The 25,152-nt window shown below is 62.7% G+C and carries 25 protein-coding genes, 1 tRNA gene and 1 pseudogene; 16 read left to right on the top strand and 11 right to left on the bottom strand.

Annotated features, from left to right (window positions below):
- The first annotated feature begins 7 nt into the window (after positions 1 to 7).
- The 4 genes from AC56LN_RS04580 to AC56LN_RS04595 all read left to right on the top strand — a co-directional run bounded on the left by AC56LN_RS04580 (position 8) and on the right by AC56LN_RS04595 (position 4,187).
- Positions 8 to 496, top strand: coding sequence for a CvpA family protein (locus AC56LN_RS04580; RefSeq protein WP_499570165.1), 489 nt, complete (start codon positions 8 to 10; stop codon positions 494 to 496).
- Between the two features lie 62 nt (positions 497 to 558).
- Positions 559 to 2,079, top strand: coding sequence for an amidophosphoribosyltransferase (purF, locus tag AC56LN_RS04585; protein ID WP_499570166.1), 1,521 nt, complete (start codon positions 559 to 561; stop codon positions 2,077 to 2,079).
- Between the two features lie 2 nt (positions 2,080 to 2,081).
- On the top strand, positions 2,082 to 3,323 hold the full coding sequence (locus AC56LN_RS04590) for a cystathionine gamma-synthase family protein (protein WP_499570167.1): 1,242 nt from the start codon (positions 2,082 to 2,084) through the stop codon (positions 3,321 to 3,323).
- Positions 3,324 to 3,497: 174 nt separating this feature from the next.
- A complete protein-coding gene (locus tag AC56LN_RS04595; protein WP_499570168.1) occupies positions 3,498 to 4,187 on the top strand; it encodes a tetratricopeptide repeat protein in 690 nt (229 codons plus the stop codon).
- A gap of 60 nt (positions 4,188 to 4,247) precedes the next feature.
- On the opposite strand, the gene lexA is transcribed toward AC56LN_RS04595, so the two are convergent.
- Positions 4,248 to 4,877: a transcriptional repressor LexA gene (gene lexA / locus AC56LN_RS04600; RefSeq protein WP_499570169.1), complete on the bottom strand. Its 630-nt coding sequence runs from the start codon at positions 4,875 to 4,877 to the stop codon at positions 4,248 to 4,250.
- A 292-nt stretch (positions 4,878 to 5,169) separates the two neighbouring features.
- Between lexA and rpsF the strand changes: the two genes are divergently transcribed.
- The 7 genes from rpsF (at position 5,170) to AC56LN_RS04635 (ending at position 10,002) form a co-directional block, all read left to right on the top strand.
- Complete coding sequence (rpsF, locus tag AC56LN_RS04605; protein ID WP_183555516.1) at positions 5,170 to 5,577, top strand: 30S ribosomal protein S6; 408 nt, start codon at positions 5,170 to 5,172, stop codon at positions 5,575 to 5,577.
- Between the two features lie 37 nt (positions 5,578 to 5,614).
- The gene (priB, locus tag AC56LN_RS04610; protein ID WP_343025176.1) at positions 5,615 to 5,914 is read left to right on the top strand and encodes a primosomal replication protein N; all 300 of its coding nucleotides are present in this window, start codon (positions 5,615 to 5,617) and stop codon (positions 5,912 to 5,914) included.
- 28 nt (positions 5,915 to 5,942) lie between these two features.
- On the top strand, positions 5,943 to 6,233 hold the full coding sequence (gene rpsR, locus AC56LN_RS04615) for a 30S ribosomal protein S18 (RefSeq protein WP_183555514.1): 291 nt from the start codon (positions 5,943 to 5,945) through the stop codon (positions 6,231 to 6,233).
- A gap of 36 nt (positions 6,234 to 6,269) precedes the next feature.
- Positions 6,270 to 6,722, top strand: coding sequence for a 50S ribosomal protein L9 (gene rplI, locus AC56LN_RS04620; RefSeq protein ID WP_482899636.1), 453 nt, complete (start codon positions 6,270 to 6,272; stop codon positions 6,720 to 6,722).
- Positions 6,723 to 6,841: 119 nt separating this feature from the next.
- Complete coding sequence (locus tag AC56LN_RS04625) at positions 6,842 to 8,230, top strand: replicative DNA helicase (protein ID WP_183555512.1); 1,389 nt, start codon at positions 6,842 to 6,844, stop codon at positions 8,228 to 8,230.
- A 113-nt stretch (positions 8,231 to 8,343) separates the two neighbouring features.
- Positions 8,344 to 8,970, top strand: coding sequence for a DUF47 domain-containing protein (locus AC56LN_RS04630; RefSeq protein WP_332531558.1), 627 nt, complete (start codon positions 8,344 to 8,346; stop codon positions 8,968 to 8,970).
- A 21-nt stretch (positions 8,971 to 8,991) separates the two neighbouring features.
- The gene (locus tag AC56LN_RS04635; protein ID WP_482899635.1) at positions 8,992 to 10,002 is read left to right on the top strand and encodes an inorganic phosphate transporter; all 1,011 of its coding nucleotides are present in this window, start codon (positions 8,992 to 8,994) and stop codon (positions 10,000 to 10,002) included.
- Positions 10,003 to 10,065: 63 nt separating this feature from the next.
- On the opposite strand, the gene AC56LN_RS04640 is transcribed toward AC56LN_RS04635, so the two are convergent.
- From AC56LN_RS04640 to AC56LN_RS04660, 5 genes are all read right to left on the bottom strand, one after another.
- On the bottom strand, positions 10,066 to 10,311 hold the full coding sequence (locus AC56LN_RS04640) for a hypothetical protein (RefSeq protein WP_499570170.1): 246 nt from the start codon (positions 10,309 to 10,311) through the stop codon (positions 10,066 to 10,068).
- A 115-nt stretch (positions 10,312 to 10,426) separates the two neighbouring features.
- Positions 10,427 to 11,317: an MBL fold metallo-hydrolase gene (locus AC56LN_RS04645; RefSeq protein ID WP_499570171.1), complete on the bottom strand. Its 891-nt coding sequence runs from the start codon at positions 11,315 to 11,317 to the stop codon at positions 10,427 to 10,429.
- A gap of 124 nt (positions 11,318 to 11,441) precedes the next feature.
- Positions 11,442 to 12,713, bottom strand: a complete 1,272-nt coding sequence (locus AC56LN_RS04650; protein WP_499570172.1) for an RNA polymerase sigma factor — start codon at positions 12,711 to 12,713, stop codon at positions 11,442 to 11,444.
- A 7-nt stretch (positions 12,714 to 12,720) separates the two neighbouring features.
- Positions 12,721 to 13,122, bottom strand: a complete 402-nt coding sequence (locus AC56LN_RS04655) for a YciI family protein (RefSeq protein WP_499570173.1) — start codon at positions 13,120 to 13,122, stop codon at positions 12,721 to 12,723.
- A 93-nt stretch (positions 13,123 to 13,215) separates the two neighbouring features.
- Positions 13,216 to 13,572 carry a YciI family protein gene (locus AC56LN_RS04660; protein ID WP_499570174.1) on the bottom strand — a complete coding sequence of 119 codons (357 nt, stop codon included), beginning with the start codon at positions 13,570 to 13,572 and terminating at the stop codon, positions 13,216 to 13,218.
- Between the two features lie 190 nt (positions 13,573 to 13,762).
- On the opposite strand from AC56LN_RS04660, the pseudogene AC56LN_RS04665 reads away from it, so the two are divergent.
- Positions 13,763 to 13,914 (top strand): annotated as a pseudogene (locus AC56LN_RS04665) (IS1595 family transposase); the annotation flags it as partial.
- 82 nt (positions 13,915 to 13,996) lie between these two features.
- Here the strand turns inward: AC56LN_RS04665 and AC56LN_RS04670 are convergent.
- The 3 genes from AC56LN_RS04670 to AC56LN_RS04680 form a co-directional block, all read right to left on the bottom strand.
- Positions 13,997 to 15,835 (bottom strand): PhoH family protein, encoded by a 1,839-nt coding sequence (locus AC56LN_RS04670; RefSeq protein WP_499570175.1) that lies wholly within the window; start codon positions 15,833 to 15,835, stop codon positions 13,997 to 13,999.
- 256 nt (positions 15,836 to 16,091) lie between these two features.
- Positions 16,092 to 16,559: a peroxiredoxin gene (locus AC56LN_RS04675; protein ID WP_499570176.1), complete on the bottom strand. Its 468-nt coding sequence runs from the start codon at positions 16,557 to 16,559 to the stop codon at positions 16,092 to 16,094.
- 180 nt (positions 16,560 to 16,739) lie between these two features.
- Positions 16,740 to 17,120: an Mth938-like domain-containing protein gene (locus AC56LN_RS04680; RefSeq protein ID WP_499570177.1), complete on the bottom strand. Its 381-nt coding sequence runs from the start codon at positions 17,118 to 17,120 to the stop codon at positions 16,740 to 16,742.
- 146 nt (positions 17,121 to 17,266) lie between these two features.
- Here AC56LN_RS04680 and AC56LN_RS04685 point away from each other — a divergent pair, with 146 nt between their 5' ends.
- From AC56LN_RS04685 to AC56LN_RS04700, 4 genes are all read left to right on the top strand, one after another.
- Positions 17,267 to 18,490, top strand: a complete 1,224-nt coding sequence (locus AC56LN_RS04685) for a pyridoxal phosphate-dependent aminotransferase (RefSeq protein ID WP_499570178.1) — start codon at positions 17,267 to 17,269, stop codon at positions 18,488 to 18,490.
- Between the two features lie 40 nt (positions 18,491 to 18,530).
- A complete protein-coding gene (locus tag AC56LN_RS04690) occupies positions 18,531 to 19,850 on the top strand; it encodes a homoserine dehydrogenase (RefSeq protein ID WP_499570179.1) in 1,320 nt (439 codons plus the stop codon).
- 202 nt (positions 19,851 to 20,052) lie between these two features.
- Positions 20,053 to 21,939, top strand: coding sequence for an MFS transporter (locus tag AC56LN_RS04695; RefSeq protein ID WP_499570180.1), 1,887 nt, complete (start codon positions 20,053 to 20,055; stop codon positions 21,937 to 21,939).
- A gap of 89 nt (positions 21,940 to 22,028) precedes the next feature.
- Positions 22,029 to 22,105: transfer RNA gene (locus AC56LN_RS04700), tRNA-Pro, on the top strand.
- 81 nt (positions 22,106 to 22,186) lie between these two features.
- On the opposite strand, the gene AC56LN_RS04705 is transcribed toward AC56LN_RS04700, so the two are convergent.
- Both AC56LN_RS04705 and AC56LN_RS04710 read right to left on the bottom strand, forming a co-directional pair.
- A complete protein-coding gene (locus tag AC56LN_RS04705; RefSeq protein WP_499570181.1) occupies positions 22,187 to 23,467 on the bottom strand; it encodes an HD-GYP domain-containing protein in 1,281 nt (426 codons plus the stop codon).
- On the bottom strand, positions 23,464 to 25,137 hold the full coding sequence (locus AC56LN_RS04710) for a methyl-accepting chemotaxis protein (protein ID WP_499570182.1): 1,674 nt from the start codon (positions 25,135 to 25,137) through the stop codon (positions 23,464 to 23,466). The genes AC56LN_RS04705 and AC56LN_RS04710 overlap by 4 nt, the downstream gene beginning before the upstream one ends.
- Positions 25,138 to 25,152 lie beyond the last annotated feature (15 nt).

Consider the following 25,152-nt stretch of genomic DNA (forward strand, 5'->3'; position numbering starts at 1 on the left):
CTGCCGCGTGACGATTTTCGATTACCTGGTGCTGTTCGTGCTGATCGCGTCCGTCGTGATCAGCACGCTGCGCGGCCTGGTAAAGGAAATCCTGTCGCTGGTGGGCTGGGTGGTCGCCTTCGTGGTGGCCAATGTCTACGGCGCCCAGCTCGCGCCCTTGCTGCCCGAAGTCATCCCGGGCGGCACGGCGCGCCTGATGGCGGCCTTCATCGCGCTGTTCCTGGGCGTGCGAATCCTGATGGGTCTGCTGTCGATGGCGATCGGCGCGGTGGTTGCCGCCACCGGCCTGTCGCTGGCGGACCGGGGCCTGGGCGGCCTGTTCGGCCTGGCGCGGGGCATTGTGATTGTGCTGGCCGGCGTCATATTGTGCGGGATGACGGCGATTCCGCAGCAGGCATTCTGGCGCGATGCGCTGTTGTCACCCATTGCCGAGACCGGCGCGCGCACCGTCAAACCATTCTTGCCCGCTGCCTTCGCGGAGCATATTAATTACTGAACCAGTAGTCGTAGTTTTCGCAGTTTTCTGTCATTTTGCACCCAAGCTTTTAGGAGCACCTCATGTGTGGCATCGTCGGCGTCGTTTCGCACTCTCCCGTCAACCAGCTTCTGTACGATGCATTGCTGCTGCTGCAGCACCGCGGCCAGGACGCTGCGGGCATTGCGACCAATCACAGCAGCATGTTCTCCATGTTCAAGGCCAACGGCCTGGTACGTGACGTTTTCCGTACCCGGAACATGCGTTCGCTGCAGGGCAACACCGGGATCGGCCACTGCCGTTACCCGACCGCAGGTTCGTCGAGCGAAGAAGAGGCGCAGCCGTTCTACGTCAACGCGCCGTTCGGCATCACGCTGGCGCACAACGGCAACCTGACCAACCAGGCCCAGCTCCGGGATGAGCTGTTCCGCAACGACCGCCGCCACATCAATACCGATTCCGATTCCGAGGTGCTGCTCAACGTGCTGGCCCATGAAATCCAGGAAGCGGCCGATGGCTTCTCGCTCGACGCCGAGGCGATCTTCAAGGCGGTCGCTGTCGTGCACCGCCGCGTGCGTGGTGCCTACGCGGTCGTAGCACAGATCGCCGGCCATGGCATGCTGGCCTTCCGCGATCCGTTCGGCATCCGTCCGCTGTGCCTGGGCGTGAACGAAACCGAAAACGGCAACGAATACCTGGTGGCCAGCGAGTCGGTCGCCCTCGAAGGCCTGGGCTTCCGTTTCGTGCGCGACATTGCGCCGGGCGAAGCGGTCTTCATCACCAACGACGGCAAGCTGTCCGAGCGCCAATGCGCCGAAAATCCATCGCTCAATCCATGCGCGTTCGAATTCGTCTACCTGGCCCGTCCGGACTCGGTGATCGACGGCGCCTCGGTCTACGCCACGCGCCTGCGCATGGGTGAATACCTGGCCGACAAGGTGCTCAGTGAAATCCCGGTCGAAGATATCGACGTCGTCATGCCGATTCCCGATTCGTCGCGTCCGGCCGCCATCCAGCTGGCGCTGAAGCTGGGTGTCGAATACCGCGAAGGCTTCATCAAGAACCGCTACATCGGCCGCACCTTCATCATGCCGGGCCAGGGCATGCGCAAGAAATCGGTACGCCAGAAGCTCAACGCGATCATTTCCGAATTCAAGGACAAGAACGTGCTGCTGGTCGACGATTCGATCGTGCGCGGCACCACCAGTCGCGAGATCGTGCAGATGGCCCGTGAAGCCGGCGCGCGCAAGGTGTACTTCGCCTCGGCTGCGCCACCGGTGCTGTACCCGAACGTGTACGGCATCGACATGCCGACCCGCGACGAGCTGATCGCCTACGGCCGCACGACCGAAGAAGTCTGCCGCGAGATCACGGCCGACCGCGTCATCTATCAGGACATCGACGCCCTCAAGCGCTCGATTTCGGACGTCAATCCGGCACTGAAGAACTTCGAGGCGTCGTGCTTCGACGGCATCTACGTGACGGGCGACGTGACGCCGGAATACCTGGATCGCCAGGAAACCGCGCGTCACAATCCTGCTGCCAAGGATGAAGACCAGGTCCGTACCCAACTGAATCTGAACCCCGCCGTCGCCGCCGAGTAAGCATGAGCGAGAAAAAATCCTACGGCTTTACCACCACGATCCTGCACAACGACCGGCACAAGCCGATCGAGCACGGTTCGCTGCACAAGCCGATCCACACCTCGGTCGCGTTCGGCTACACGGATGCGCGTCAGCTGGCATCCGTGTTCCAGGGCAAGGAGCCGGGCTTCCGTTATGGTCGCCAGGGCAATCCGACCATCAGCGCGCTCGAGGACAAGGTCAGCAAGATGGAGGATGGCGTCGCCACGCTGTGCTTCGGCACCGGCATGGCCGCCATCGGCGCGCTGTTCCAGGCGCTGCTGAAGGCGGGCGACGCCATCGTTTCGTCGAGCTTCCTGTTTGGTAATACCAACAGCCTGTGGCAGACGGTGGCAGGGCAGGGCGTCGATGTCGCCTTTGTCGATGCAACCGATGTGGCGCAGGTCGAGGCAGCCTTGACGCCGAACACGCGCATGGTGTTTGTCGAGACGATCGCCAATCCGCGCACGCAAGTGGCGGACCTGGCCCGCATCGGCGAGCTGTGCCGTGCGCGGGGCATCCTGTACGTGGTCGACAACACGATGACCTCGCCCTGGCTGTTCCGCCCGAAGAGCGTGGGCGCCGGTCTCGTGGTCAATTCGCTGACCAAGTCGATTGGCGGCCACGGCATTGCGCTGGGCGGCGCGCTGACCGATACCGGCCTGTTCGACTGGAGCGCGTACCCGAACATCGCGCCGAATTTCCGCAAGCAGCCGGCGCAGGCGCAGGGCATGGCGCAGCTGCGCGCGAAAGCGCTGCGCGACTTCGGCGCCTCGCTCGGACCGGAGGCAGCGCATCACATTGCCGTTGGCGCCGAGACGCTGGCGCTGCGCATGACCCGCACCTGTGCCAATGCTCTGGCGCTGGCAACGATGCTCGAGGCGGATGAGCGCGTGGCGAAGGTCCACTACCCGGGCCTGGCCTCGCATCCGCAGCACGGTATCGTCACGTCGCTGTTCCGCGCCGGTGGTTCACTGCTCAGCTTCGAGCTGCGCGAGGATATCGACCCGTTCGATTACCTCAACCGCCTGCAGCTGGCGATTCCCGCGTCGAACCTGGGCGACAACCGCACGCTGGTCATTCCGGTCGCGCACACCATCTTCTTCGAGATGGGCGCCGAGCGCCGCGCCAGCATGGGCATTGCCGAGTCGCTGATCCGCGTGTCGGTGGGCATCGAGGACACCGATGACCTGGTTGAAGACTTCCGCCAGGCGCTGGACGCGTAAGCGCGGCGTACCGCGCGACGTTACCGCGTGACGTAAAGCGATGCAAAGAAGGCCGGCGCAATGCCGGCCTAGTCATTTTTACGGTTGAGTCGCGCTGTAAAAGGGGGCTATGATGCGCCATCGTCAGCTTGTCATTTTTGGGTGCCCATGAAACGTTTCCTGCTCTGCCTTTCCATGTCCCTGTCCCTGAGCATCGCCAGCGCCGCCTGTGCGGGCGAGCTGGAAGACGCCAACGCGCTGTTCGAAAAGAAGGATTACGCGGGCGCGCTCAAGCTGTACACCAAGCTGGCCAATGCCGGCAATGCGCAGGCGCAGCAGCAACTGGGCCAGATGTACTGGTATGGCGAAGCGGGCGCTGTCGATGAGGCGGCAGCGAAAGCATTGTTCGAGAAGTCGGCGGCCAAGGGCAATAAGGTCGCGGCAGAATCGCTGGTCGTGATGGAACAGCGCGTGACCAAGCGCGCCGAGATCGATTACTGGATCAAGGGCTATGACGGGGCCGAGCTGCAGTCGGGCGAATACCGCTGCCCGTCGCCGCGCATCCCGGCCGTGTCGAAGGTGAACGACGAGATCGATCGCGTCAACAAGCTGGTGACGGGCTGGCAGGATTGCTACAACAAGATGGTCACGAACCTGAACGCGCAGTCGCCGCTGACGAAGAAGATTCCCGCCGATATCGCCAAGCTGATGAACAAACAGGAAGCGGATGCTTCGGCAGCCTATCTGGAGCAGGTGCGGCAGAATATCGCGGAAGGCGCGAAGGTCAATTCAAAGATGATCCTGGCGGATTTTGCAGCGTGGCGCAGTGCGACCGAGGCGTTTGTCAGCCAGCACAATGCGGTCGTGAAGAAGGCGTCGAAGTAGGCAGGGCAGGGCAGCGCAGGAAAGGACAGGCGCCGGCAGGAAGAAGCCGGCGCCGTTACATCAGTTCCAGCTACGCATCAGGCCAACAGCCAGGCCTTCGAGTGCGAACTCTTCGTCCGGCGAGACTGAAATGATGTTGAAGTCGGGGTTCTCTGGCAGCAGTTCCACCAGGTCGCCCGTCTTGCGATAGCGCTTGACCGTGACTTCGTCGCCCAGGCGTGCAACGACGATCTGGCCGTTCTTGGCGCTGTCGATTTTCTTGACCGCCAAAAAGTCGCCATCCATGATGCCGGCATCGCGCATCGACCAGCCTTTGACCTTCAGCAGGAAATCGGGGCGCGCCGCGAACATGGCGGTATCGACGTTGTAGGTGGCTTCGACATGCTCTTGCGCCAGGATCGGATTACCTGCAGCAACGCGCCCCACCAGCGGCAGCGACATGAACGACGGCGGCGGCATCGGAACTGATTCGACGCTCGCGCCGATCAGGCGGATGCCGCGCGATGTGCCCGGCGAAATTTCGATGGCGCCCTTGCGCGCCAGTGCTTGCAGATGTTCTTCAGCCGCGTTGGCCGAGCGGAAACCCAGTTCGGAAGCGATTTCAGCCCGGGTCGGAGGGAAACCGGTGTTCTCGATCGCTTCCTTGATCAGGTTCAGGATCTGTTCTTGCCGTGCAGTGAGCTTTAGCATAAATGTGTTACAGCAACCGGTTATGTGTGTAACCTGTATTTTTGTACAGTATTCTCCCGCGCGCAAGAGGAAACGCAAAAAATATCGTCAAAATCCCGATTCAGCGTACAAACATGCGCCAAAACCGTGGAATTGTCGAGTCAGACTGCCGGGAACTCGCCAGCTCGCGCCTGCGATGCGTCATTGGGCTTTCCAAGCTGCCGATATCCGGGTTATAATTGCCGGCTTTCCCTTCCCACACTCGTCTTGACGCCGAGGTGGGCATTTGTTAAACGTCCTCAAGGAGTAATGCATGCGTCATTATGAAATCGTGTTTATCGTCCATCCGGACCAGAGCGAACAAGTCCCGGCGATGATCGAGCGTTACAAGACCACGGTGACCAGCCGCGGCGGTAACATCCATCGCGTTGAAGACTGGGGCCGCCGCCAGATGGCATACCAGATCCAGAAGCTGCCAAAAGCACACTACATCTGCCTGAACATCGAATGCGACAACGAGACCCTGGTCGAGCTGGAAACTGCATTCAAGTTCAATGATGCGGTTCTGCGTCACCTGACCGTCAAGCTGAAAAAAGCTGAAACCGCACCGTCGCCGATGATGAAATCGGTGCAGCGCGAAGACGCAGCCAAGAGCCACCGTGCCGAAGCCGCTGCGCCAGCAGCCGCTCCAGCCGCTGCGCCAGCGCCTGCTGCTGCTTAAGTTTTCCCCAGTTATTCGTAGTAACCAGTAATACCGGGTGCACAGCGCAAACCACCTCCAGCTCATGGCGACCATCGCCGAGCGCGACGTACTGCGTTACACCCCGGCCGGTGTGCCAATCGTTTCAGCCGTCCTGATGCACGAATCGCAGCAGGAAGAGGCCGGGGTCGAAAGGTCGGTCGCGTTCGAAGTCCCCGCGTTCGCCGCGGGCGAGATTTCGGGCAGGTTCGCCAGCGCCGAATTGGGCGCCAGCTACAGGTTCAACGGATTTCTTGCACGGAAAAATCGCAACAGCAAAGCCCTGGTGTTTCACATCATTGATTTCAGTGCCGCTTAACCCGGCAATTTAGATACAGGAGCCTCAAATGGCATTCGGTAAAAAGTTCGACAAAAACAAAGCGAAACTCAAAGAGAAGCGCAAACAGCAAAACCCGCTGTTCAAGCGCAAGAAATTCTGCCGCTTCACCGCCGCTGGCGTTGAGCAGGTGGACTACAAGGACGTCGACACCCTGAAGGACTTCGTCCAGGAAAACGGCAAGATCATGCCAGCACGTCTGACCGGCACCAAGGCGCACTACCAGCGTCAGGTCGACACCGCGATCAAGCGCGCACGCTACCTTGCGCTGCTGCCGTACACCGACCTGCACCACGGTTAATCGTCGGTCACGACAGTCAGACATCTGGAGATCACTATGCAAATCATTCTGTTGGAAAAAGTAGTCAACGTCGGCAACCTGGGCGACGTCGTCAAGGTCAAGGACGGTTACGCACGTAACTTCCTGATCCCACAAAAGATGGCACGCCGCGCTACCGCCGGCGCCGTCGCCGAGTTCGAAGCCAAGCGCGCTGAACTCGAAAAAGCAGCAGCTGAAAAGCTGTCGGCTGCCCAGGCCGAAGGCGACAAGCTGAGCGGCATGACCGTCACCATCGGCCAGAAGGCCGGCGTTGATGGCCGTCTGTTCGGTTCGGTCACCAACTTCGACATCGCCGAAGCGCTGACCAAGCAAGGTTTCGCTGTCGAGAAGTCGCAAGTGCGCATGCCAACCGGCCCGCTGAAAACCACCGGCGAATTCCCGGTTGCAGTCGCTCTGCACACCGACGTCGTGTCGGAAATCACCGTCGCTGTTGTGGGCGAAGCTGCCTAAGCACACGCTGTACATGTGCTGAGCACGCAGTTCTGAAAAAGCCGGGTTCGCCCGGCTTTTTTGCTTTTCGGCTTTCCATTATTGCCAGTCGCAGGACCGGAAAAGGTATAATCCCGCCCATGAATGCAGCATCTCCAGATCCGCAACTCGACGCCCTGCGCATCCCCCCGCACTCCATCGAAGCCGAGCAATCCGTCATTGGCGGCCTGCTGCGCGATAACGCCGCATGGGACCGTATCGCCGACTTCATGAACGCGGAAGACTTCTACCGCTACGACCACCGCATCATCTTCGAACAGATGGTGCGCCTGATCAACGGCGGCAAACCGGCCGACGTCATCACCGTCTACGAAGCCTGCAACCAGCTCGGCAAGGCCGATGATGTCGGTGGCCTGCAATACCTGAACGCGATGGCGCAGAACACGCCGTCCGCCGCCAATATCCGGCGCTACGCCGAGATCGTGCGCGACCGCGGCATCCTGCGCAAGCTGATCACCGTGGCCGATGAAATCTCGGGCAATGCGTTCAACCCGCAGGGCAAGGAAGTCAAGCAGATGCTCGACGAAGCCGAGTCCAAGATCTTTGCCATTGCCGAATCCGGCTCACGCGGCCAGCAGGGCTGGAATCCGATCCAGCCGCTGCTCACGCAGGTCGTCGAGCGCATCGATGAGCTCTACAGCCGCGAGAACCAGGGTGAAATCACCGGCGTGCCGACGGGCTTCATCGACCTTGACCGCATGACATCCGGCCTGCAGCCGGGCGACCTCGTCATCGTCGCCGGCCGTCCGTCGATGGGCAAGACCGCGTTCTCGGTCAATATCGGCGAGAACGTTGCGATCGAAGCCGGCCTGCCGGTCGCGATCTTCTCGATGGAGATGGGCGGCACCCAGCTGGCGATGCGTATGCTGGGTTCGGTCGGCCAGCTCGACCAGCACCGCCTGCGTACCGGCCGCCTGAACGACGAGGATTGGCCGCGCCTGACGCACGCCATCCAGAAGATGAACGACGCCCAGCTGTACATCGACGAAACCCCGGCGCTGAACCCGATCGAGATGCGCGCGCGCGCGCGGCGCCTGGCGCGCCAGTGCGGCAAGCTCGGCCTGATCATCGTCGACTACCTGCAGCTGATGCAGGGCAGCCAGCCGGGCGATAACCGCACTGCAGAAATCTCGGAAATTTCACGTTCGCTCAAGGGCCTGGCCAAAGAGCTGCAGTGTCCGGTGGTGGCGCTGTCGCAGCTGAACCGCTCGCTGGAGCAACGGCCGAACAAGCGCCCCGTGATGTCCGACTTGCGCGAATCCGGCGCAATCGAGCAGGATGCCGACGTCATCATCTTCCTGTACCGCGACGAGGTCTACAACCCGGATTCGCCCGACAAGGGCACCGCCGAGATCATCATCGGCAAGCAGCGTAACGGTCCGATCGGCGCAATCCGCCTGACCTGGATCGGCCAGTACACCAAGTTCGGCAATTACAGCGGTAACCTGTCTGTGTATCAGGGTGACTAAATAACCATTTGTAGTAACACCAAGGCGGCCATTGATGTTTTAATGGCCGCCTTTACGCGTGGCCGCATTTTCGGCGCGACCGCGTAATCCCAGAGAGTCAATACGGAGAATCTATGTTTGGACGTTTCATGCCCACCGAGGGCAAGTTTTTCGATCTTTTCAATCAGCACGCCGCATTGTGCGTCAAAGGGGCGCAGGAAATGGTCAGCCTGATGACCAACTTCGACGACCTCGAAACCCGCACCCATGCGATCGAGACGATCGAAAAGCAGGCTGACAAGATCACCTATGCCACGGTCGACCTGCTGCACAAGAGCTTCATCACGCCGATCGACCGCGACGACATCCACAAGCTGATCACGCGCATGGACGACATCCTGGACATGATGGAAGACGCGGCCCAGACGATTTCGCTGTACGACCTGCAAGCCGTGACGCCGGAAGCCAAACGCCTGGCCGAGCTGTGCCTGGCCTGCTGCCTGAAGGTCGAGGAAGCCGTCTCGCTGCTGCACAATATGGACAACGCCGCCAAGATCGTCGCGCTGTGCGAAGAGATCGACCGCCTGGAATCGGACGCCGATCACGTGATGCGCGCCGCGATGTCCAAGCTGTTCCGCGACGAGCCGGACGTGCGTAACCTGATCAAGATGAAGGCCATCTACGAGATCCTCGAGACGGTTACCGATCGCTGCGAAGACGTGGCCAACATCATCGAAGGCATCATCGTCGAGAACGCGTAAGCGTCGCAGACCTGCATAACCATGGATAATCTCAACATCAGCATTTACGTGCTGGGAATGCTCGTGCTCCTGGCACTGGTATTCGACTTCATGAACGGTTTTCACGATTCGGCAAACTCGATTGCCACCGTGGTCTCGACCGGGGTCCTGAAACCCCAGCACGCCGTCGCAATGGCGGCATTCTTCAACTTCATCGCGATCTTCGTGGTCAACATGAAGGTTGCCCAAACCATCGGCAAGGGCACGATCGACCCGCACGTGGTCGACCATTACGTGATCTTCGGCGCCCTGGTCGGGGCGATTTCGTGGAACGTCATCACCTGGTATTACGGCATTCCCTCTTCGTCGTCGCACGCACTGATCGGCGGCCTGGTGGGCGCGGCCGTGGCCAAAGCGGGCACCGGTTCGCTGATCTCGGGTGGCCTGATCAAGACCGTGGCGTTCATTGTCGTCGCACCACTGCTGGGCTTTGCGCTGGGCTCGATCATCATGCTGATGGTGGCCTGGATCTTCGTGAAGTCCACGCCCAGAAAAGTCGACGGCCTGTTCCGCAAGCTGCAGCTGGTCTCGGCGGCGGCGTATTCGCTGGGCCACGGCGGTAACGACGCGCAAAAGACGATGGGCATCATCTGGATGCTGCTGATCGCAGCGGGATATACCAGCGCGACGGCCGAATATCCACCGGCCTGGGTCATCATCTCGTGCTATGCGGCGATCGCGTTCGGCACGCTGTTCGGCGGCTGGCGCATCGTCAAGACCATGGGCCAGAAGATCACCAAGCTCAAGCCGGTCGGCGGTTTCTGCGCTGAAACCGGCGGCGCGGTGACGCTGCTGCTCTCGAGCGCGTTCGGCATTCCGGTATCGACGACGCACACGATCACCGGCGCCATCGTCGGCGTGGGCGCCGCGCGCAAGACCTCGGCCGTGCGCTGGGGCGTCGCGGGCAATATCGTGTGGGCGTGGATCTTCACGATCCCGGCGTCGGCCTTCATGGCGGCCGTGGCCTGGTGGATCGGCACCAAGATCATGTGATTGCGGCTTGATTGGCAAAAGAAAACGGCGCCCTCGGCGCCGTTTTCTTTTCGGGGATGCGCGTCAGTGCTGCGTCATCGCGCCCGTGCCGACACCGGAATTGCGCATGTTCTCGCGCTCGATGTCGCTGACCGTGCCGGCATTGTTGGCGGTCTGGCCTTTCTTGCGGGGCAGGTAGGTGCCGATCGGCGTCGTGCGTTCCTCGCGCACGCTCGCGGTGTTCGCGCCGTCAGGCGCAGGGCTGGTGCAGGCGGCCAGCAGCAGGGCGGCGGCGCACGAGGTAAAGAGTGATGTCAGCGGGAGGGTCATGGTAGCAGGCTCGGGAAAGTGGCTGTTCCGTATTGACAGCCGCACCCCATTCTACGCCTGCGACGGCGCGCGCCAGCCTGACAGAATTGACAGGTGATCGTGTACGCGAAGTCGGCTAGCCGAGTTCGACTTCCAGGCCTTCATGCGCCAGCCGCACCTGCAGTTCGCCCAGGCGCCCGGCGTGGCGCGCCATGACATCGGCAAACACCGCCTCGAGTTCATCGTCGCCGCGGGTCGGTTCATGGTGCGTGCAGTACAGCGTGCGCGCGCCAACCCGCAGCGCCATCGCGATGGCGCCATCAAAGGTGCCATGGCCCCAGCCCTGCTTGGACGGGTATTCGTCGATCGTGTACGAGCAATCGACGATCAGTGCGTCCACGCCCGCCATCGCGGCGTCCATGCGGCGTTCGGCGTCGCGCATCTGGAGTTCGGCTACTTCGTGCGACGGGTGCCCGACCGGATGCGGGTTGTACCAGGGTTCGTGGTCGCCCGTGAAAAAGACCGATTTGCCATTGCACTCGATGCGGTAGCCAAGGTTGGTGACCGGGTGGTTCATCACCACATTCGATACCAGAGCATCGCCCACCGCGAGCGGCTCACCGACCGTCAGCGTACGGTACTCGATGGTGGCGCTCATGTCCGTTTCGCCCACGGGGAAATAGCTGTTTTGCAGCTGCACGCCCATCACGTGCTCGATGCCGCGGCCCGTAACCGGATCGTGTGCGCCATGCAGGCGCACGCGGCTGCCCTTGACGAACAGCGGCGTGAAGAAGGGCAGGCCATGGATATGATCCCAGTGGCTGTGCGTGATGAAGATATTCGCGTGCACGGGCGGCCGGGCCAGCAGGTGTTGTGCGAGCGGGAACAGGCCGGTGCCGCCATCGAGCACGATCAGCGTGTCGTCGTCGGTACGCACCTCGATGCAGGTCGTGTTGCCGCCATAGCGCGCCGTGCGCGGACCCGGCGACGGGATCGAGCCGCGGACTCCCCAAAAACGAAATTTCATGTTGCATCCCCCGCAGGTCAGAACCTCGCAATTTATACAGTCTGAATAATAGCGAGATTGTAGCTTGCAGGCATCTGTACCAGATAAATCTCTGGCGCCTGGCGCAGCGCAGAAGGGTGCAAGGTCATGTGACGCAACGACGACCGGCTCGTGCCAGCAGCAGGGTGCGCTCGGCAGCATTGGTTGTCATCGTGGCTGCACGCCCGAATTCGGCACGCGCTTCATCGTCGCGGCCGAGCTTGTGGAGCAGATCGCCACGCACGCTTGGCAGCCAGTGGTAGCCGTTCAGCCGGCCTTCCTGTGCCAGCTGGTCAACGATGGCAAGGCCTGCCGCCGGGCCGTCGGCCATGCTGATGGCAACCGCCCGATTGAGATCGACCACGGGTGAAGGCTGGCAGACGGCGAGCTTGCCGTACAGGGCAGCGATGCGGTGCCAGTCGGTGAGGTCCGCACGGTGTGCGCGGGCATGGCAGGCAGCGATCTCGGCCTGCAGCACGTAGCGCCGGGGTGCGCCACCTGCACCGGCGCGCGCCAGGGCAGCCAGGCCGCGCCGGAGCAGCACGCGATCCCAGCGTGAGCGGTCCTGGTCGAGCAGCAGCACCGGCTGCCCTGCGGCGTCCAGGCGCGCAGCCATGCGCGCAGCCTGCAATTGCATCAGTGCGACGAGGCCATGGACTTCCGGTTCGGACGGGGCGAGTCCGGCCAGGATACGGCCAAGGCGCAGTGCCTCGTCGACCAGCGCCGGGCGCATCCAGTCGGCGCCGGTGCTGGCGTTATAGCCTTCGTTGAAGATCAGGTAGACCGCTTCGAGCACTGTGCCCAGCCGCTCTTCCAGTTCGCCAGGGGCCGGAAGGTCGAACGGAATATTGGCGTCGTGCAGGGTGCGCTTGGCGCGCACGATGCGCTGGGCGATTGTCGCTTCGGAGACGAGGAAGGCACGAGCGATCGCGGCGGTCGACAAACCGCCGAGCAGCTTGAGCGTAAGCGCCAGGCGCGCATCCAGCGACAGCACGGGATGACAGGCGGTGAACATTAGACGCAGCAGGTCGTCCCTGACCACGGCCCCCCGCCGCGCATCAAGTTCATCGGCAATATCGGGCACGTGCATCGCTTCCAGGGCGTCGAGGTCGGCGCCAATCTGTTGGAGCTTGTCACGCAGCAGACGGTCACGCCGCAGCAGGTCGAACGCGCCGTTGCGGGCCGCGGTCATCAGCCACGCGCCCGGCCGATCCGGTACGCCGTCGCGCGGCCAGTGCTCGAGTGCGGCGACCAGGGCATCCTGCGCCAGGTCCTCGGCCAGGCCGACATCGCGCACGATACGCGCCACGCTGCCAACGATACGCGCCGATTCGATGCGCCACAGCGCCGCAAGCAGATTGTCGATGTCGCCTGCCATCGTGCTGCTACGACATCGCGCACATGCGCTCGATCGACGGGGATGGCGGGAAATCCGCGAGTTCGTACATCGGGCGCACCTCGATCTCGGCCGGTGCCCCTGGCCCGTGCGGGTTGGGGAAGCGCCGGCTCCATTCCATGGCTTCCTCGCGCGAGCCGACCTGGATCAGCGTGTAGCCGGCGATCAGCTCTTTGGTTTCGGTGAACGGACCGTCGATGACGCGCCGCTGGTCTCCTTCATAGCGGATGCGCCAGCCCTGGCTGGTGGGCTTGAGGCCACTACCGTCGAGCAGCACGCCGGCGGCGGCGAGTTCCTGGTTGTAGTCGAGCATGGCGGCGATCAGGGATTCCGGTGGCATGACGCCCGCTTCGGTGTCGGCATTGGCTTTGACGATGATCATGAAACGCATGGTGTTCTCCTGTGATTGGAGTCCGGTTGTCGGCCTCCTGACTACGACGACGAACGGCGTTACCCACATTCGACAACGGGGTGCGAAAAAAATTTAGCGCACATGGCACGGCGCCAGTGCGCGCACCTCGACCGTGGCCCAGGCGGCGGCAGGGCACTCGGCTGCCAGCGCGATGGCTTCCTCGCGTGAGCCGACATCGACCAGGAAAAAGCCACCAATCATCTCTTTGGTTTCAGCAAACGGGCCGTCGACGACGCGGGCCTTGCCCCCGATCAGTGTGACGCGGGCCGAGGTCGCGGCCGGGGCGAGCGATTCGGCAGCCAGCAGCAGGCCACGCGTCTTGAGGTCGTCACCCCAGCGCAGCATGCTTTCATACAGGGCGCGGCCTTCAGTATCGGTGCGCGTGGCGCGCTGGTCGATCGCTTCGTGGATCAGGAGCATGTGCGGCACGTCGATTCTCCGGTGATGGTGTGGTTGAACGTGTGAATATGGTAGCGCGATTGATGCACATCGCAATCACGATCGTCGACAGATAGCGCTGGCTGGGCAAGAAGGCGCAGTCAACGTTAAAAAGAGGACTGCTTTGAACTGATGAGCAGCCCCGTGGTCCAACCTGCCCCCAGCGTCAGGAGCCGATCATGACGCGTATCACGGGCGTTTCAAGGCCTGGCTACCGGGCTTTCGTGGCGTGGCCTCTCGCTACCTGCGCAATTGTCCTGGCTGGCGCTGGGTGGCAGGGTATGTTCTTCAGAACAATTGCTGCGGATCGCTATCGGCGTCATCAACAGATAACGCTGACTGCGCCCAAAAAAAAGCCCGCCGGTGAGGGCGGGCTTTCGGGCACTGCGCCTGCGCGTGGCAGGCGGTACAACGATTACAGCACGTCGCTGGCGTGGTCGGCCAGGCGCGAGCGTTCGCCGCGCGCCAGCGTGACGTGGCCACCGTGGTTCCAGCCCTTGAAGCGGTCGACCACATAGGTCAGGCCGCTCGAGCCTTCGGTCAGGTACGGCGTGTCGATCTGCGCGATATTACCCAAGCACAGGATCTTGGTGCCAGGACCGGCGCGCGTGACCAGCGTCTTCATCTGCTTGGGCGTCAGGTTCTGCGCTTCGTCGATGATGAGGAACTTGTTGACGAAGGTGCGGCCGCGCATGAAGTTGAGCGACTTGATCTTGATGCGCGAGCGGATCAGGTCCTGCGTTGCCGCGCGACCCCAGTCACCGGCATCGCCGTCGGACTTCATCAGCACTTCGAGGTTGTCGTCGAATGCGCCCATCCACGGCGACATTTTCTCTTCTTCAGTGCCTGGCAGGAAACCGATGTCTTCACCGACCGGCACCGTCACGCGGGTGACGATGATCTCGTTGTAGAGCTTGGTCTCGAGCACTTGCGCCAGGCCGGCGGCCAGGGCCAGCAGGGTCTTGCCGGTACCGGCCTGGCCCAGCAGCGTGACGAAGTCGCACTCCGGATTCATCAACAGGTTCAGCGCGAAGTTCTGCTCGCGGTTGCGCGCCGTGATGCCCCACACATTGTTCTTGTTGTGGCTATAGTCGCGCAGGGTTTGCAGCACGGCGGTCTTGCCGTCGATCTGCTTGACCTGGGCGTACAGCGGCGACTGGCCATCCTTCGGCTCCATGTACACGAACTGGTTCGCCAGCAGCGTCGTGATCAAGGGGCCGGTGACGCGGTAGTAGGTCGCCGAGTTGCCTTGCTTGTTCTCTTGCCACGATTCGACGTCCTTGCCGTGCGTGTCCCAGAAATTGTCCGGCAGCTGGACGATGCCCGAGTACAGCAGGTCGCTGTCTTCCAGCACGTGGTCGTTGAAGTAATCTTCGGCCGGCAAGCCGATGGCGCGCGCCTTGATGCGCATATTGATGTCTTTCGACACCAGCACGATCGCGCGGCCTGCCTGCTGCTGCTCGAGTGCCCGCACGACGCCCAGGATCTGGTTGTCGGCTTTGCCTTCCGGCAGGCCTTCCGGCAGCGGCGCACTGGTCAGGCGGGTCTGGAACAACAGGCGACCCTTGGCATCCTTGTTGCCCAGCTTGGACAGCGGAATGCCCGACTCGATCGCGTCGTCGTCGACGTTGGCGATCAGCGCGTCGAGCGTGCGCGAGACCTGGCGTGCATTGCGCGCCACTTCGGACATGCCCTTCTTGTGGTTGTCGAGTTCCTCGAGCGTCATCATCGGCAGGTAGACGTCGTGTTCCTCGAAACGGAACAGCGAGCTTGGATCATGCATCAGCACATTGGTGTCGAGCACGAACACCTTGGTCAGGCCCGAACGGTCGGCCTTGCGGCTGGTCGACGACTTGACCTGGGGATCCACCGGCTTGTGCTTGGTGGAATGCAGTTGTTCGGCATCCTGCTCGCGCAGCTTGGCCGAGATCGGGGCAACGTTCGGTGCCTGCGGTGCAGCCTGCGGTGCAGCCTGAGGTGCAGCCTTTGGTGCAGCTTCGGGAGCAGCCTGCGGCTTCGCTTCGGCAACCGGCGCAGCACGTACGGGTGCCTGCGCGGCGGCGAGGGTGTCTTGCGCTTTGCGGCGTGCGCGCGACTTCGGCGTTGGCACCGCTTGACCGCTGATCAGGTCATCGACTTCAGGATCGGGCTTGGCCGAGATCGAACGCACCGGCGAACGACCGGGTTCGGCCTTGGGGTAATCTTTGACCAGCAGCATGGTTGCTGGTTCATTCGGTATTTTTGGCAGTGGCATCAGGTTCTCAATCTAAAAAAAGTCTGGAAGACCGTGCGCGCGCGGGCCACATGGCGCTGGCGCACGAAATGACGCAACTAAACAGGGGAAAGGGGTATTGCGATTGAACTGTTGCAACACGGCCGAGCCGGGAAATGCGCCGGCCCGGCGGGCAACCGGGTGGGGATAGTGCAGGTGCGGGGCAGGTTGAATTACAGATCGACTCAAAATAAGTGGCAGCGTTCCAGCAGGTTGAACAAACTGGAGCCATCCATTGTCAGGGCTGGCTCTTCAGAAATTCCAGCACTTCAGTCACATGGTCACTGACCTTCACGCCACGCCATTCTTTCACCAATCGGCCTTGAGCGTCAATGACAAACGTACTGCGCTCGACCCCCCGCACTTTCTTGCCATACATGTTCTTCATCTTCATGACATCGAACTGCATGCACACGGCTTCGTCGGCATCCGAGATCAGCTCGAACGGCAGGCCGAGCTTGGATTTGAAGTTCTCGTGGGAGCGCAGCGAATCGCGGGACAAACCATAGATATCGGCGCCCAGTGCCTGGAACTCGGGATACGCCTCGCGAAAGGCGATGCTCTCGGTGGTGCAGCCAGGGGTATTGTCCTTGGGATAAAAGTACAGCACCGTGTACTTGGCGGGACGGCCGAGCAGTTCAAACGGTTTTTCGCCCGTCATTGGGGCGGTGAAGGGGGCAAAGGTTGCAAGTTGGCTCTCGGCCACGGGTTTCTCCTGACGGTCGCAGCGCAGCTGCAGGGTGACCCTCCCGGCGCGCCATGGCGGGGAGCGGCACCCCATGATAATCCGTCGGCCCCGTATGCCGCTAGTGTTGTCGTGGGCAGAATCGCAATATTTACCCGGATTGAAACGTTTGTGGCCCCATTGAACCGAGGTTGTATCGATTCAGGCGGTGCGTTCGAGGATCAAAGCCAGCGTGACCTTGCGGCCTTCGCCCATCAGCACGTTGTAGGTGCGGCAGGCGGCGCCGTTGTCCATGCTCTCCACGCCGATGTGCCGGCTCGACAGGCTGGTCACCAGGCGCGGGTGCACGAAACGCTGGCGCGCACCGGTGCCGAGGATCACGACATCCGGCGCATCCAGTGCCAGTTCGTCGAAATGGGCAGCAGTGAGCTGGTCGAAATCGGTCACGGGCCAAGGGCGGGGCGGGACCTCCGGCAGCAGCGTCAGGCTGTAGTCGTAACGCTGGGCGTTGATCTCGACGCCACTGGCATCGACGCCGGTGACGGTCTGGTATTGCTGGGTATTGTCGGAATGGAGCTTCATGGCGATAGGCGAAGTGGACGCTGTTGAGCGGTGACTGTGCGGATGCCCATTGTAACCGGATCGGCAAGGTTGCCTAAACCGTGCGCTTTGGGCAGAATGGTATTTTTGCGCACTGCAACAGTGCAGGCGATTTTCCAGGGGATACTGTGCGACCGATTGCCAAATCGAACAAGCTCGACGACGTCTGCTACGAGATCCGCGGACCGGCCCTGGAGCAGGCGCGCCAGATGGAAGAAGACGGCCAGAAGATCATCAAGCTCAATATCGGCAACCTCGCCGTATTCGGCTTCGATGCGCCGGACGAAATCGTCAGCGACATGATCCGCAATATGCACGGCGCAGCCGGCTATACGGACAGCAAAGGCATGTTCGCGCCACGCAAGGCGATCATGCACTACACGCAAGAGAAAAACATCACCGGCGTGACGATCGACGACATCTACCTGGGCAACGGGGCGTCCGAACTCATCGTCATGTCGATGCAGGGTTTGCTCAACAATGGCGACGAAGTGCTGGTCCCGGCGCCCGACTACCCGCTGTGGACCGCCGCCGTGAGCCTGGCCGGCGGCGCGCCGCGCCACTATATCTGCGACGAAGGTGCCGGCTGGATGCCCGACATCGCCGACATGCGCAGCAAGATCACGCCCAACACGCGCGCCATCGTCGTCATCAACCCGAACAACCCGACCGGCGCCTTGTACCCGCGCGAAGTGCTGCTCGATATCATCGAATTGGCACGCCAGCACCAGCTGATCATCTACGCCGACGAAATCTACGACAAGACGCTGTACGACATGGCCGAGCACGTCTCGATGGCGTCGCTGGCCGACGACGTGCTGTTCGTGACCCTGAACGGCCTGTCGAAGAACTATCGTTCGTGCGGCTACCGCGCCGGCTGGATGGTGGTGTCGGGCGAGAAGCGCCATGCCAAGGGCTATATCGATGGCCTGAACATGCTGGCCTCGATGCGCCTGTGCGCCAATGCGCCGGGCCAGTTCGCGATCCAGACCGCGCTCGGCGGCCACCAGAGCATCAATGACCTGGTGGGCCCGGGCGGGCGCCTGCTCCGGCAGCGCGATCTTGCCTACAAACTGCTTACCGATATACCGGGCGTGTCCTGCGTGAAGCCAAAAGCTGCGCTCTACATGTTCCCGCGCCTCGATCCGAAGATGTACCCGATCACGGACGACCAGCAGTTCATCTGCGAACTGCTGACCGAGGAAAAAGTGCTGCTGGTGCAAGGCACCGGCTTCAACTGGATTACCCCGGACCATTTCCGGCTGGTGTTCCTGCCTAATTCCGACGACCTGACCGACGCTTGCGGACGCATTGCGCGCTTCCTCGACGGTTACCGACGGCGCCACGCCTGATCCAGCGCGTCGCGCCCAGACCTCACGAGAAACAGATTTTATGAAACCGATTCAAGTTGGCCTGCTGGGCATCGGCACCGTTGGTGCCGGCACCTTTAATGTACTCAAGCGCAATCAGGAAGACATCCGCCGCCGCGCCGGCCGCGGCATCGAGGTGACGATGGTCGCCGCGCGCAATACCGAGCGCGCACGCAGCGTCACCGGCGATGGCGTGGAAGTCGTCAGCGATCCGTTCGCCGTCGTGAACCATCCCGATATCGACATCGTCGTCGAACTGATCGGCGGCTACGAGCTGTCGCGCGAACTGGTGCTGCAAGCCATTGCCAACGGCAAGCATGTGGTCACTGCCAACAAGGCGCTGGTGGCGCTGCACGGCAACGAGATTTTCGCGGCCGCCCAAGAGAAGGGCGTGATCGTCGCGTTCGAGGCGGCCGTGGCCGGCGGTATCCCGATCATCAAGGCGCTGCGTGAAGGCCTGACCGCCAACCGCATCGAATCGGTGGCCGGCATCATCAACGGCACCACCAACTTCATCCTGTCCGAGATGCGCGACAAGGGCCTGGACTTCGCCACCGTGCTGGCCCAGGCGCAGGCACTGGGTTACGCCGAGGCCGACCCGACCTTCGACATCGAAGGCGTGGACGCCGCGCACAAGCTGACCATCATGTCGGCGATTGCCTTCGGTATCCCGGTGCAGTTCGACAAGGCCTACGTGGAAGGCATCAGCCAGCTGCAGGCAGTGGACATCCGCTACGCCGAACAGCTGGGCTACCGCATCAAGCTGCTGGGCATCACCCGCCGCACGACGGGCCCCGCCGGCGAAGGCATCGAGCTGCGCGTGCACCCGACCCTGATCCCGGCCGCGCGCCTGATCGCCAATGTCGAGGGCGCAATGAACGCCGTGCTGGTGCATGCCGATGCTCTTGGCGTCACGCTGTACTACGGCAAGGGCGCGGGCGCAGAGCCGACCGCGTCGGCCGTGATCGCCGACCTGGTCGACGTGACGCGCCTGGCCACCGTGGACCCGTCGGGCCGCGTGCCGCACTTGGCGTTCCAGCCGAACCAGATGAGCGACATGGCGATCATGCCGATGGCCGAGATCACCACCAGCTACTACCTGCGCGTGCATGTGCAGGATCAGCTGGGCGTGATGGCCGACCTGACGCGCATCCTTGCCGACGGCGGCATCTCGATCGACGCCGTGCTGCAGAAAGAGCCGGGCGACCAGACCGATATCGACATCATCATGCTGACGCACCAGACGCAGGAAAAGAGCATCGATGCGGCAATTGCCAGGATCGAAGCGATGCCGACCGTGATCGGCAAGGTAACGCGGATTCGCCTGGAGTCGCTGGGCTAAGTCAGAGGGCAGGGTGGCCGCCGGGCCACCCGCGCCATGCCGGCCGGGTCGTGCTGCGCGATGCATCAGGGCTATTTCGTATCGCCGGTCACGACCTTCGGTATCAGATGCGAATACGCAAGCATGAATATGAGAAACATGCGTTGTTCGGCTGTGCTTGCCGTTGTACATTACGGCTTCCTAGTCACCCGAGCCCTCCAGCATGCGCCAACCGAGCCAATTCTCCCTGCTGACCCAGCGCCGTTTCGCCCCCTTTTTCTGGACCCAGTTCCTGGGCGCGTTCAACGACAACCTGTTCAAGACGGCACTCCTGGTCGTGATGACCTATGACGCGCTGAACTGGACCACGCTCGACCCGTCGCTCATCAACAACCTGATCCCGGGCCTGTTCATCCTGCCGTACGTGGTGTTCTCGGCCACGGCCGGCCAGCTCGCCGACAAGTTCGACAAGGCCAGGCTCGCGCGCATCGTCAAGATCGCCGAGATCGCGATCATGCTGGTGGCCGGTATCGGCTGGATGACGCACAATCTGTGGCTGCTGATCGCGGCCGTGATCGGCATGGGCATGCACTCGACGCTGTTCGGCCCCGTCAAGTACGCCTACCTGCCGCAGAACCTGAAGCCCGACGAACTGGTTGGCGGCAATGGTGTCGTGGAGATGGGAACATTCGTCGGCATCCTGCTGGGCGAAGTGGCCGGCGCGGTGCTGGTCGGCAGGCCGAACGGCATCATGCTGGTGGCCGGCGCCACGCTGTTCTTCGCCGTGCTGGGCCTGCTGGCCAGCTGGCGCATCCCGCCATCACCGGCCCCGGTGCCCGAGCTGCGCATCAGCCGCAACATCATTGCCGAATCGTGGCGCAACCTGGCGTACTCGCGCAAGAACCGCACCGTGTTCCTGTCGATGCTCGGCAACTCGTGGTTCTGGTTCTATGGCGCATTGTTGCTGGCCCAGTTCCCCGTGTTTTCCAAGGATTACCTGCGCGGCGACCACAGCGTGTTCGTGCTGCTGTTGACCGTGTTCTCGCTCGGCATCGGCGCCGGCTCGCTGCTGTGCGAACGCCTGTCGGGCCACAAGGTCGAGATCGGCCTGGTGCCGTTCGGCTCGATCGGCCTGTCGGTGTTCGGCATCGACCTGTATTTCGCCAGTTCCGGCTTCACTGCGGGCACGGCGATCGTCGACTGGCTGGCGCTGCTGGGCCAGCCGGGCGCCTTGCGCATCCTGTTTGACCTGGTGATGATCGGCGTGTTCGGGGGCCTCTTTATCGTGCCGCTGTTCGCGCTGATCCAGACGCGCTGCGACCAGAAGCACGTCTCGCGCACGATCGCCGGCATGAACATCCTGAATGCCATCTTCATGGTCGCCTCGGCCGGCGTGGCGATCCTGCTGCTGGGGCAGGGCTTCTCGATTCCGGAACTGTTCCTGACCACGGCGCTGCTCAATGCGGTCGTCGCGATCTATATCTTCTCGCTGGTGCCGGAATTCCTGATGCGCTTCCTGGCCTGGATCCTGATCCACACCGTCTACCGCGTGCGCATGATCGACACCTCGCACATCCCGGCCGACGGCCCGGCGGTGCTGGTCTGCAATCACGTGAGCTACGTCGATGCGATCGTCATCAACGCAGCCAGCCCGCGCCCGATCCGCTTCGTCATGGACCACCGCATCTTCAAGACGCCGTTCCTGCGCTGGATTTTCCGCGCCGTCAATGCGATCCCGATCGCGCCGGCCAAGGAAGACCCATGGACGATGGAAAAGGCCTTCGTCGATATCGCGCATGCACTGCATGACGGCGAGCTGGTCTGCATCTTCCCGGAAGGGCGCCTGACCAAGACGGGTGAGATGAGCGAGTTCAGGAACGGCATCACGAAGATCGTCGAGCGCAACAAGGTGCCGGTGATCCCGATGGCGCTGCGTGGCCTGTGGGGCAGCTGGTTCACGCGCGACAAGGGCAATCTGTTCGGCCGGCGCATCGCGCGCGGCATGCGCTCGCAACTGTCGCTGGCGGTGGGCACGCCGGTTGCGCCGGAGCTGGCGACGCCGGAATATCTGCAGCAGCAGGTGATGACGTTGCGCGGGGAGTGGAAGTAAACGCGGGCGAGCGCCGGGCCATACCGCCTCGTTGGGTATGGCAAAAGCGCAAGATTTTTTTTGTGGCTCTGATATAATTATTGACTAGTCGGGGCGTAGCGCAGCCTGGTAGCGTACGTGCATGGGGTGCACGGGGTCGGAGGTTCGAATCCTCTCGCCCCGACCAACAGAATCAAGAAAAGGCCAATCTTCGGATTGGCCTTTTTTCTGCCCGGCCGCTGCATCCACGCTGCTGCCAGCCCACCATTCAGGGCGTCTTCGCGACGCTGTCGCCCAGCCAGTAATGATCGATATCGTGCAGGCCCCAGTCCGCGGCGCTCTCGCATCCGACGATCGCATCGCGCACCCCCGGCGCCGCCAGGTCGATCAACTCCGGCCGGATGTACGCCCGAGCCCGGGTCGAGAAAAATACCTTGATCTTGGGCAGCAGCAGCGATTTGCCGCAGGGCTGTTCTGCGACGACGCCCAGACGGCCCGATTGGAGGCGCACCAGCGTGCCCACCGGGTAGATGCCGAGACACTTGACGAAGGCGGCGAACACGGCCTCGTCGAACTGACCGGCGCGGGCCCATTCCGCCATGCGCCGCAGCGACTCGGCCGGACACCAGCCGGCCTTGTAGGGACGGTTCGAGGTGATGGCGTCGTACACGTCGCACACCGCACCCATGCGCGCATACAGTCCCAGAGCGTCACCGGACAATCGGTGCGGATAACCCCGGCCGTCGGGGCGTTCGTGGTGGTGCAGGCACACTTCCAGCGCAACCGGGCCAACGTCGGGTGAGGCCAGCAACATCGCGTGGCCCTTTTCCGGGTGGCCGCGAACGACGCAGAATTCGTCCTCGGTCAGGCTGCCCGGTTTGTTGAGCACGTCAGCCGGCACCGCCATCTTGCCGACGTCATGCAGCAGACCGGCCAGGCCCAGTTCGCGCGTGAGATGGTCGTCGAGGCCCAGTTGGCGCGCCAGCGCGATCATCAGCGCGCAGACGGCCACCGAATGCATATACGTGTAGTTGTCGGCCGTTTTCAGGCGCGCCAGGCCGATCAGTGCGCCAGGGTTGCGCAATACCGAGTTGGCGATGGATTCGACCAGCGGCATGGCGTGGCGCATCTCGACCGCGCAGCCCATGCGCGCTTCGTTGAACATGTCGAACAGGGCACGCTTGGAGGCATTGAGCAGCACGGCTGCGCGGCCGAGCTCGTCTTCCATGCTGGACCGCGCAGCGGTGCGGAAGCGAAATGCCGTTCCCGCTGCCGGTGGCGGGGTGGCCGGCGCCGTGCGATCGTCATGCGGGGCGGACGCCACATCAAGTCCGCGCTCGGTATCGATCCAGGCGTCGGCGACGCGACTGGCTGCGATGCGCTCGAGCTGCGCCGCCGACTCGATCAGGAACGACGATTGCCAGAACGGCGTGTCGATCCACGAGCAGCACAGTTGTTCCACATACATTCCTAACCGCAACTGCGCGACGCGGACTTTCTTCAGGCCCGCACGCGCGACCGGCGCTGCCTGCCGACCGCTCCCGATCATGGCAGGGCCAGTTGCAGTGCGGTGGCGCGCTTGACGCCCGGAGCCTGGCGGGATGTCGATGCCTGCGCTGCCGGCGTTCTGGCCGGGCCTGCACTGCTGGCCAGCTTGAACACGGCCAGCGCCTGCACCACCTTGCGCGTCTGATCCTGCAGGGCGGCGGCGGCGGCCGCCGATTGCTCGACCAAAGCGGCGTTCTGCTGGGTCACGCCATCCATCTGCGTGATGGCGTCATTGACCTGGCCGATACCCGCGACCTGCTCGCGCGAGGCGGAGGCGATGTCGCTCATCAGGCCACTGACCTTGCGCACTGCTGCCTGCACCTGCTGGGTGGTCTCGCCGGCACGTGTGGCCAGCGTGGCGCCGGCCTCGACTTGCGCGATGGAGGCCGCGATCAGCCGCTTGATTTCCTGCGCCGAGGTGTTGCTGCGCTGGGCCAGGTTGCGCACTTCGCTGGCGACGACGGCGAACCCGCGGCCCTGTTCGCCGGCACGGGCCGCCTCGACCGCCGCGTTCAGCGCCAGGATATTGGTCTGGAAGGCAATGCCTTCGATGATGCCGATGATGTCGCCGATCTTGCGCGACGCTTCCGAAATCTGGTCCATGGTTGCGATCACTTCGCTGACGATCTGGCCACCGCTGACGGCGGTACCGTCGGCTGCCTCGGCCATGGTGCTGGCCTGGCCGACGCTGGCGCTGTTCTGCTGGACGGTCGAGGCCAGCTCTTCCATGCTGGAGGCCGTTTCTTCCAGCGCCGATGCCTGCGACTCGGTACGTCCCGACAGATCCATATTGCCGGTGGCGATCTCTGCAGTTGCCACGCTGATCTGCTGGAAGTTGCTGCGCACGTCGCCGACGATGGACTGCAGGTTGACACGCACCTGGCGCATGGCACGGATCAGCTGTCCCATTTCGTCCTGCCGGTCGCTGCTGAAATCGGAGGTCAGATCGCCACCTGCCATGATCTGGCAGGCCTGGCGCGCTGCTTCCATCGGGCGCAGCAGGGTCGCGTGCAGCGCGTACCAGAAATACAGCAGCGACGCCATGGCAGCACCGGTCAAGACGGTGAGTGTGGTCTCGAGATGCGCAAACCGGGTGGCGCCGTCGAACAGGTGGAAACCCAGCAGAAGCAACAGGATCGCGCACTGGCCCGTCAGGTTCAGCGCGATGCGGCGACGCAGCGACATCCTGGTGATGGCAGCCAGCCGGCCGCGCAGTCCCGTGGCGCGCACCACACCCTGTTCCAGACGGATATTGCCGGCAGTACCGGCCTTCATGTTGCGATAAAGTTCTGCCGCTGCCGTGATCTGCTGGCGCGTCGGCTTGGTGCGCACCGACATGTAGCCGACGGCCTTGCCATTTTCCATGACCGGCGTGGCGTTGGCCATGACCCAGTACGCGTCCCCGTTCTTGCAGCGGTTCTTGACCATGCCCGTCCACGACCGTCCCGAACGGATGGTGGCCCAGAAATCGGCGAAAGCCTCCACCGGCATGTCGGGATGGCGCAGGATGTTTTGCGGGGCGCCGATCAGCTCCTCCTCGGTGTAGCCGCTGATGGCAATGAAGTAAGGGTTGGCGTACGTGATGTTGCCCTGCAAATCGGTGGTCGACACGATGGTATCCGTATCGCTCAGTTCGATTTCAACATTGGTAACTGGAAAATTATTGCGCATGGGAAGCTCCGGCTT

The organism is Telluria sp. ZT3P26 (assembly GCF_059686035.1).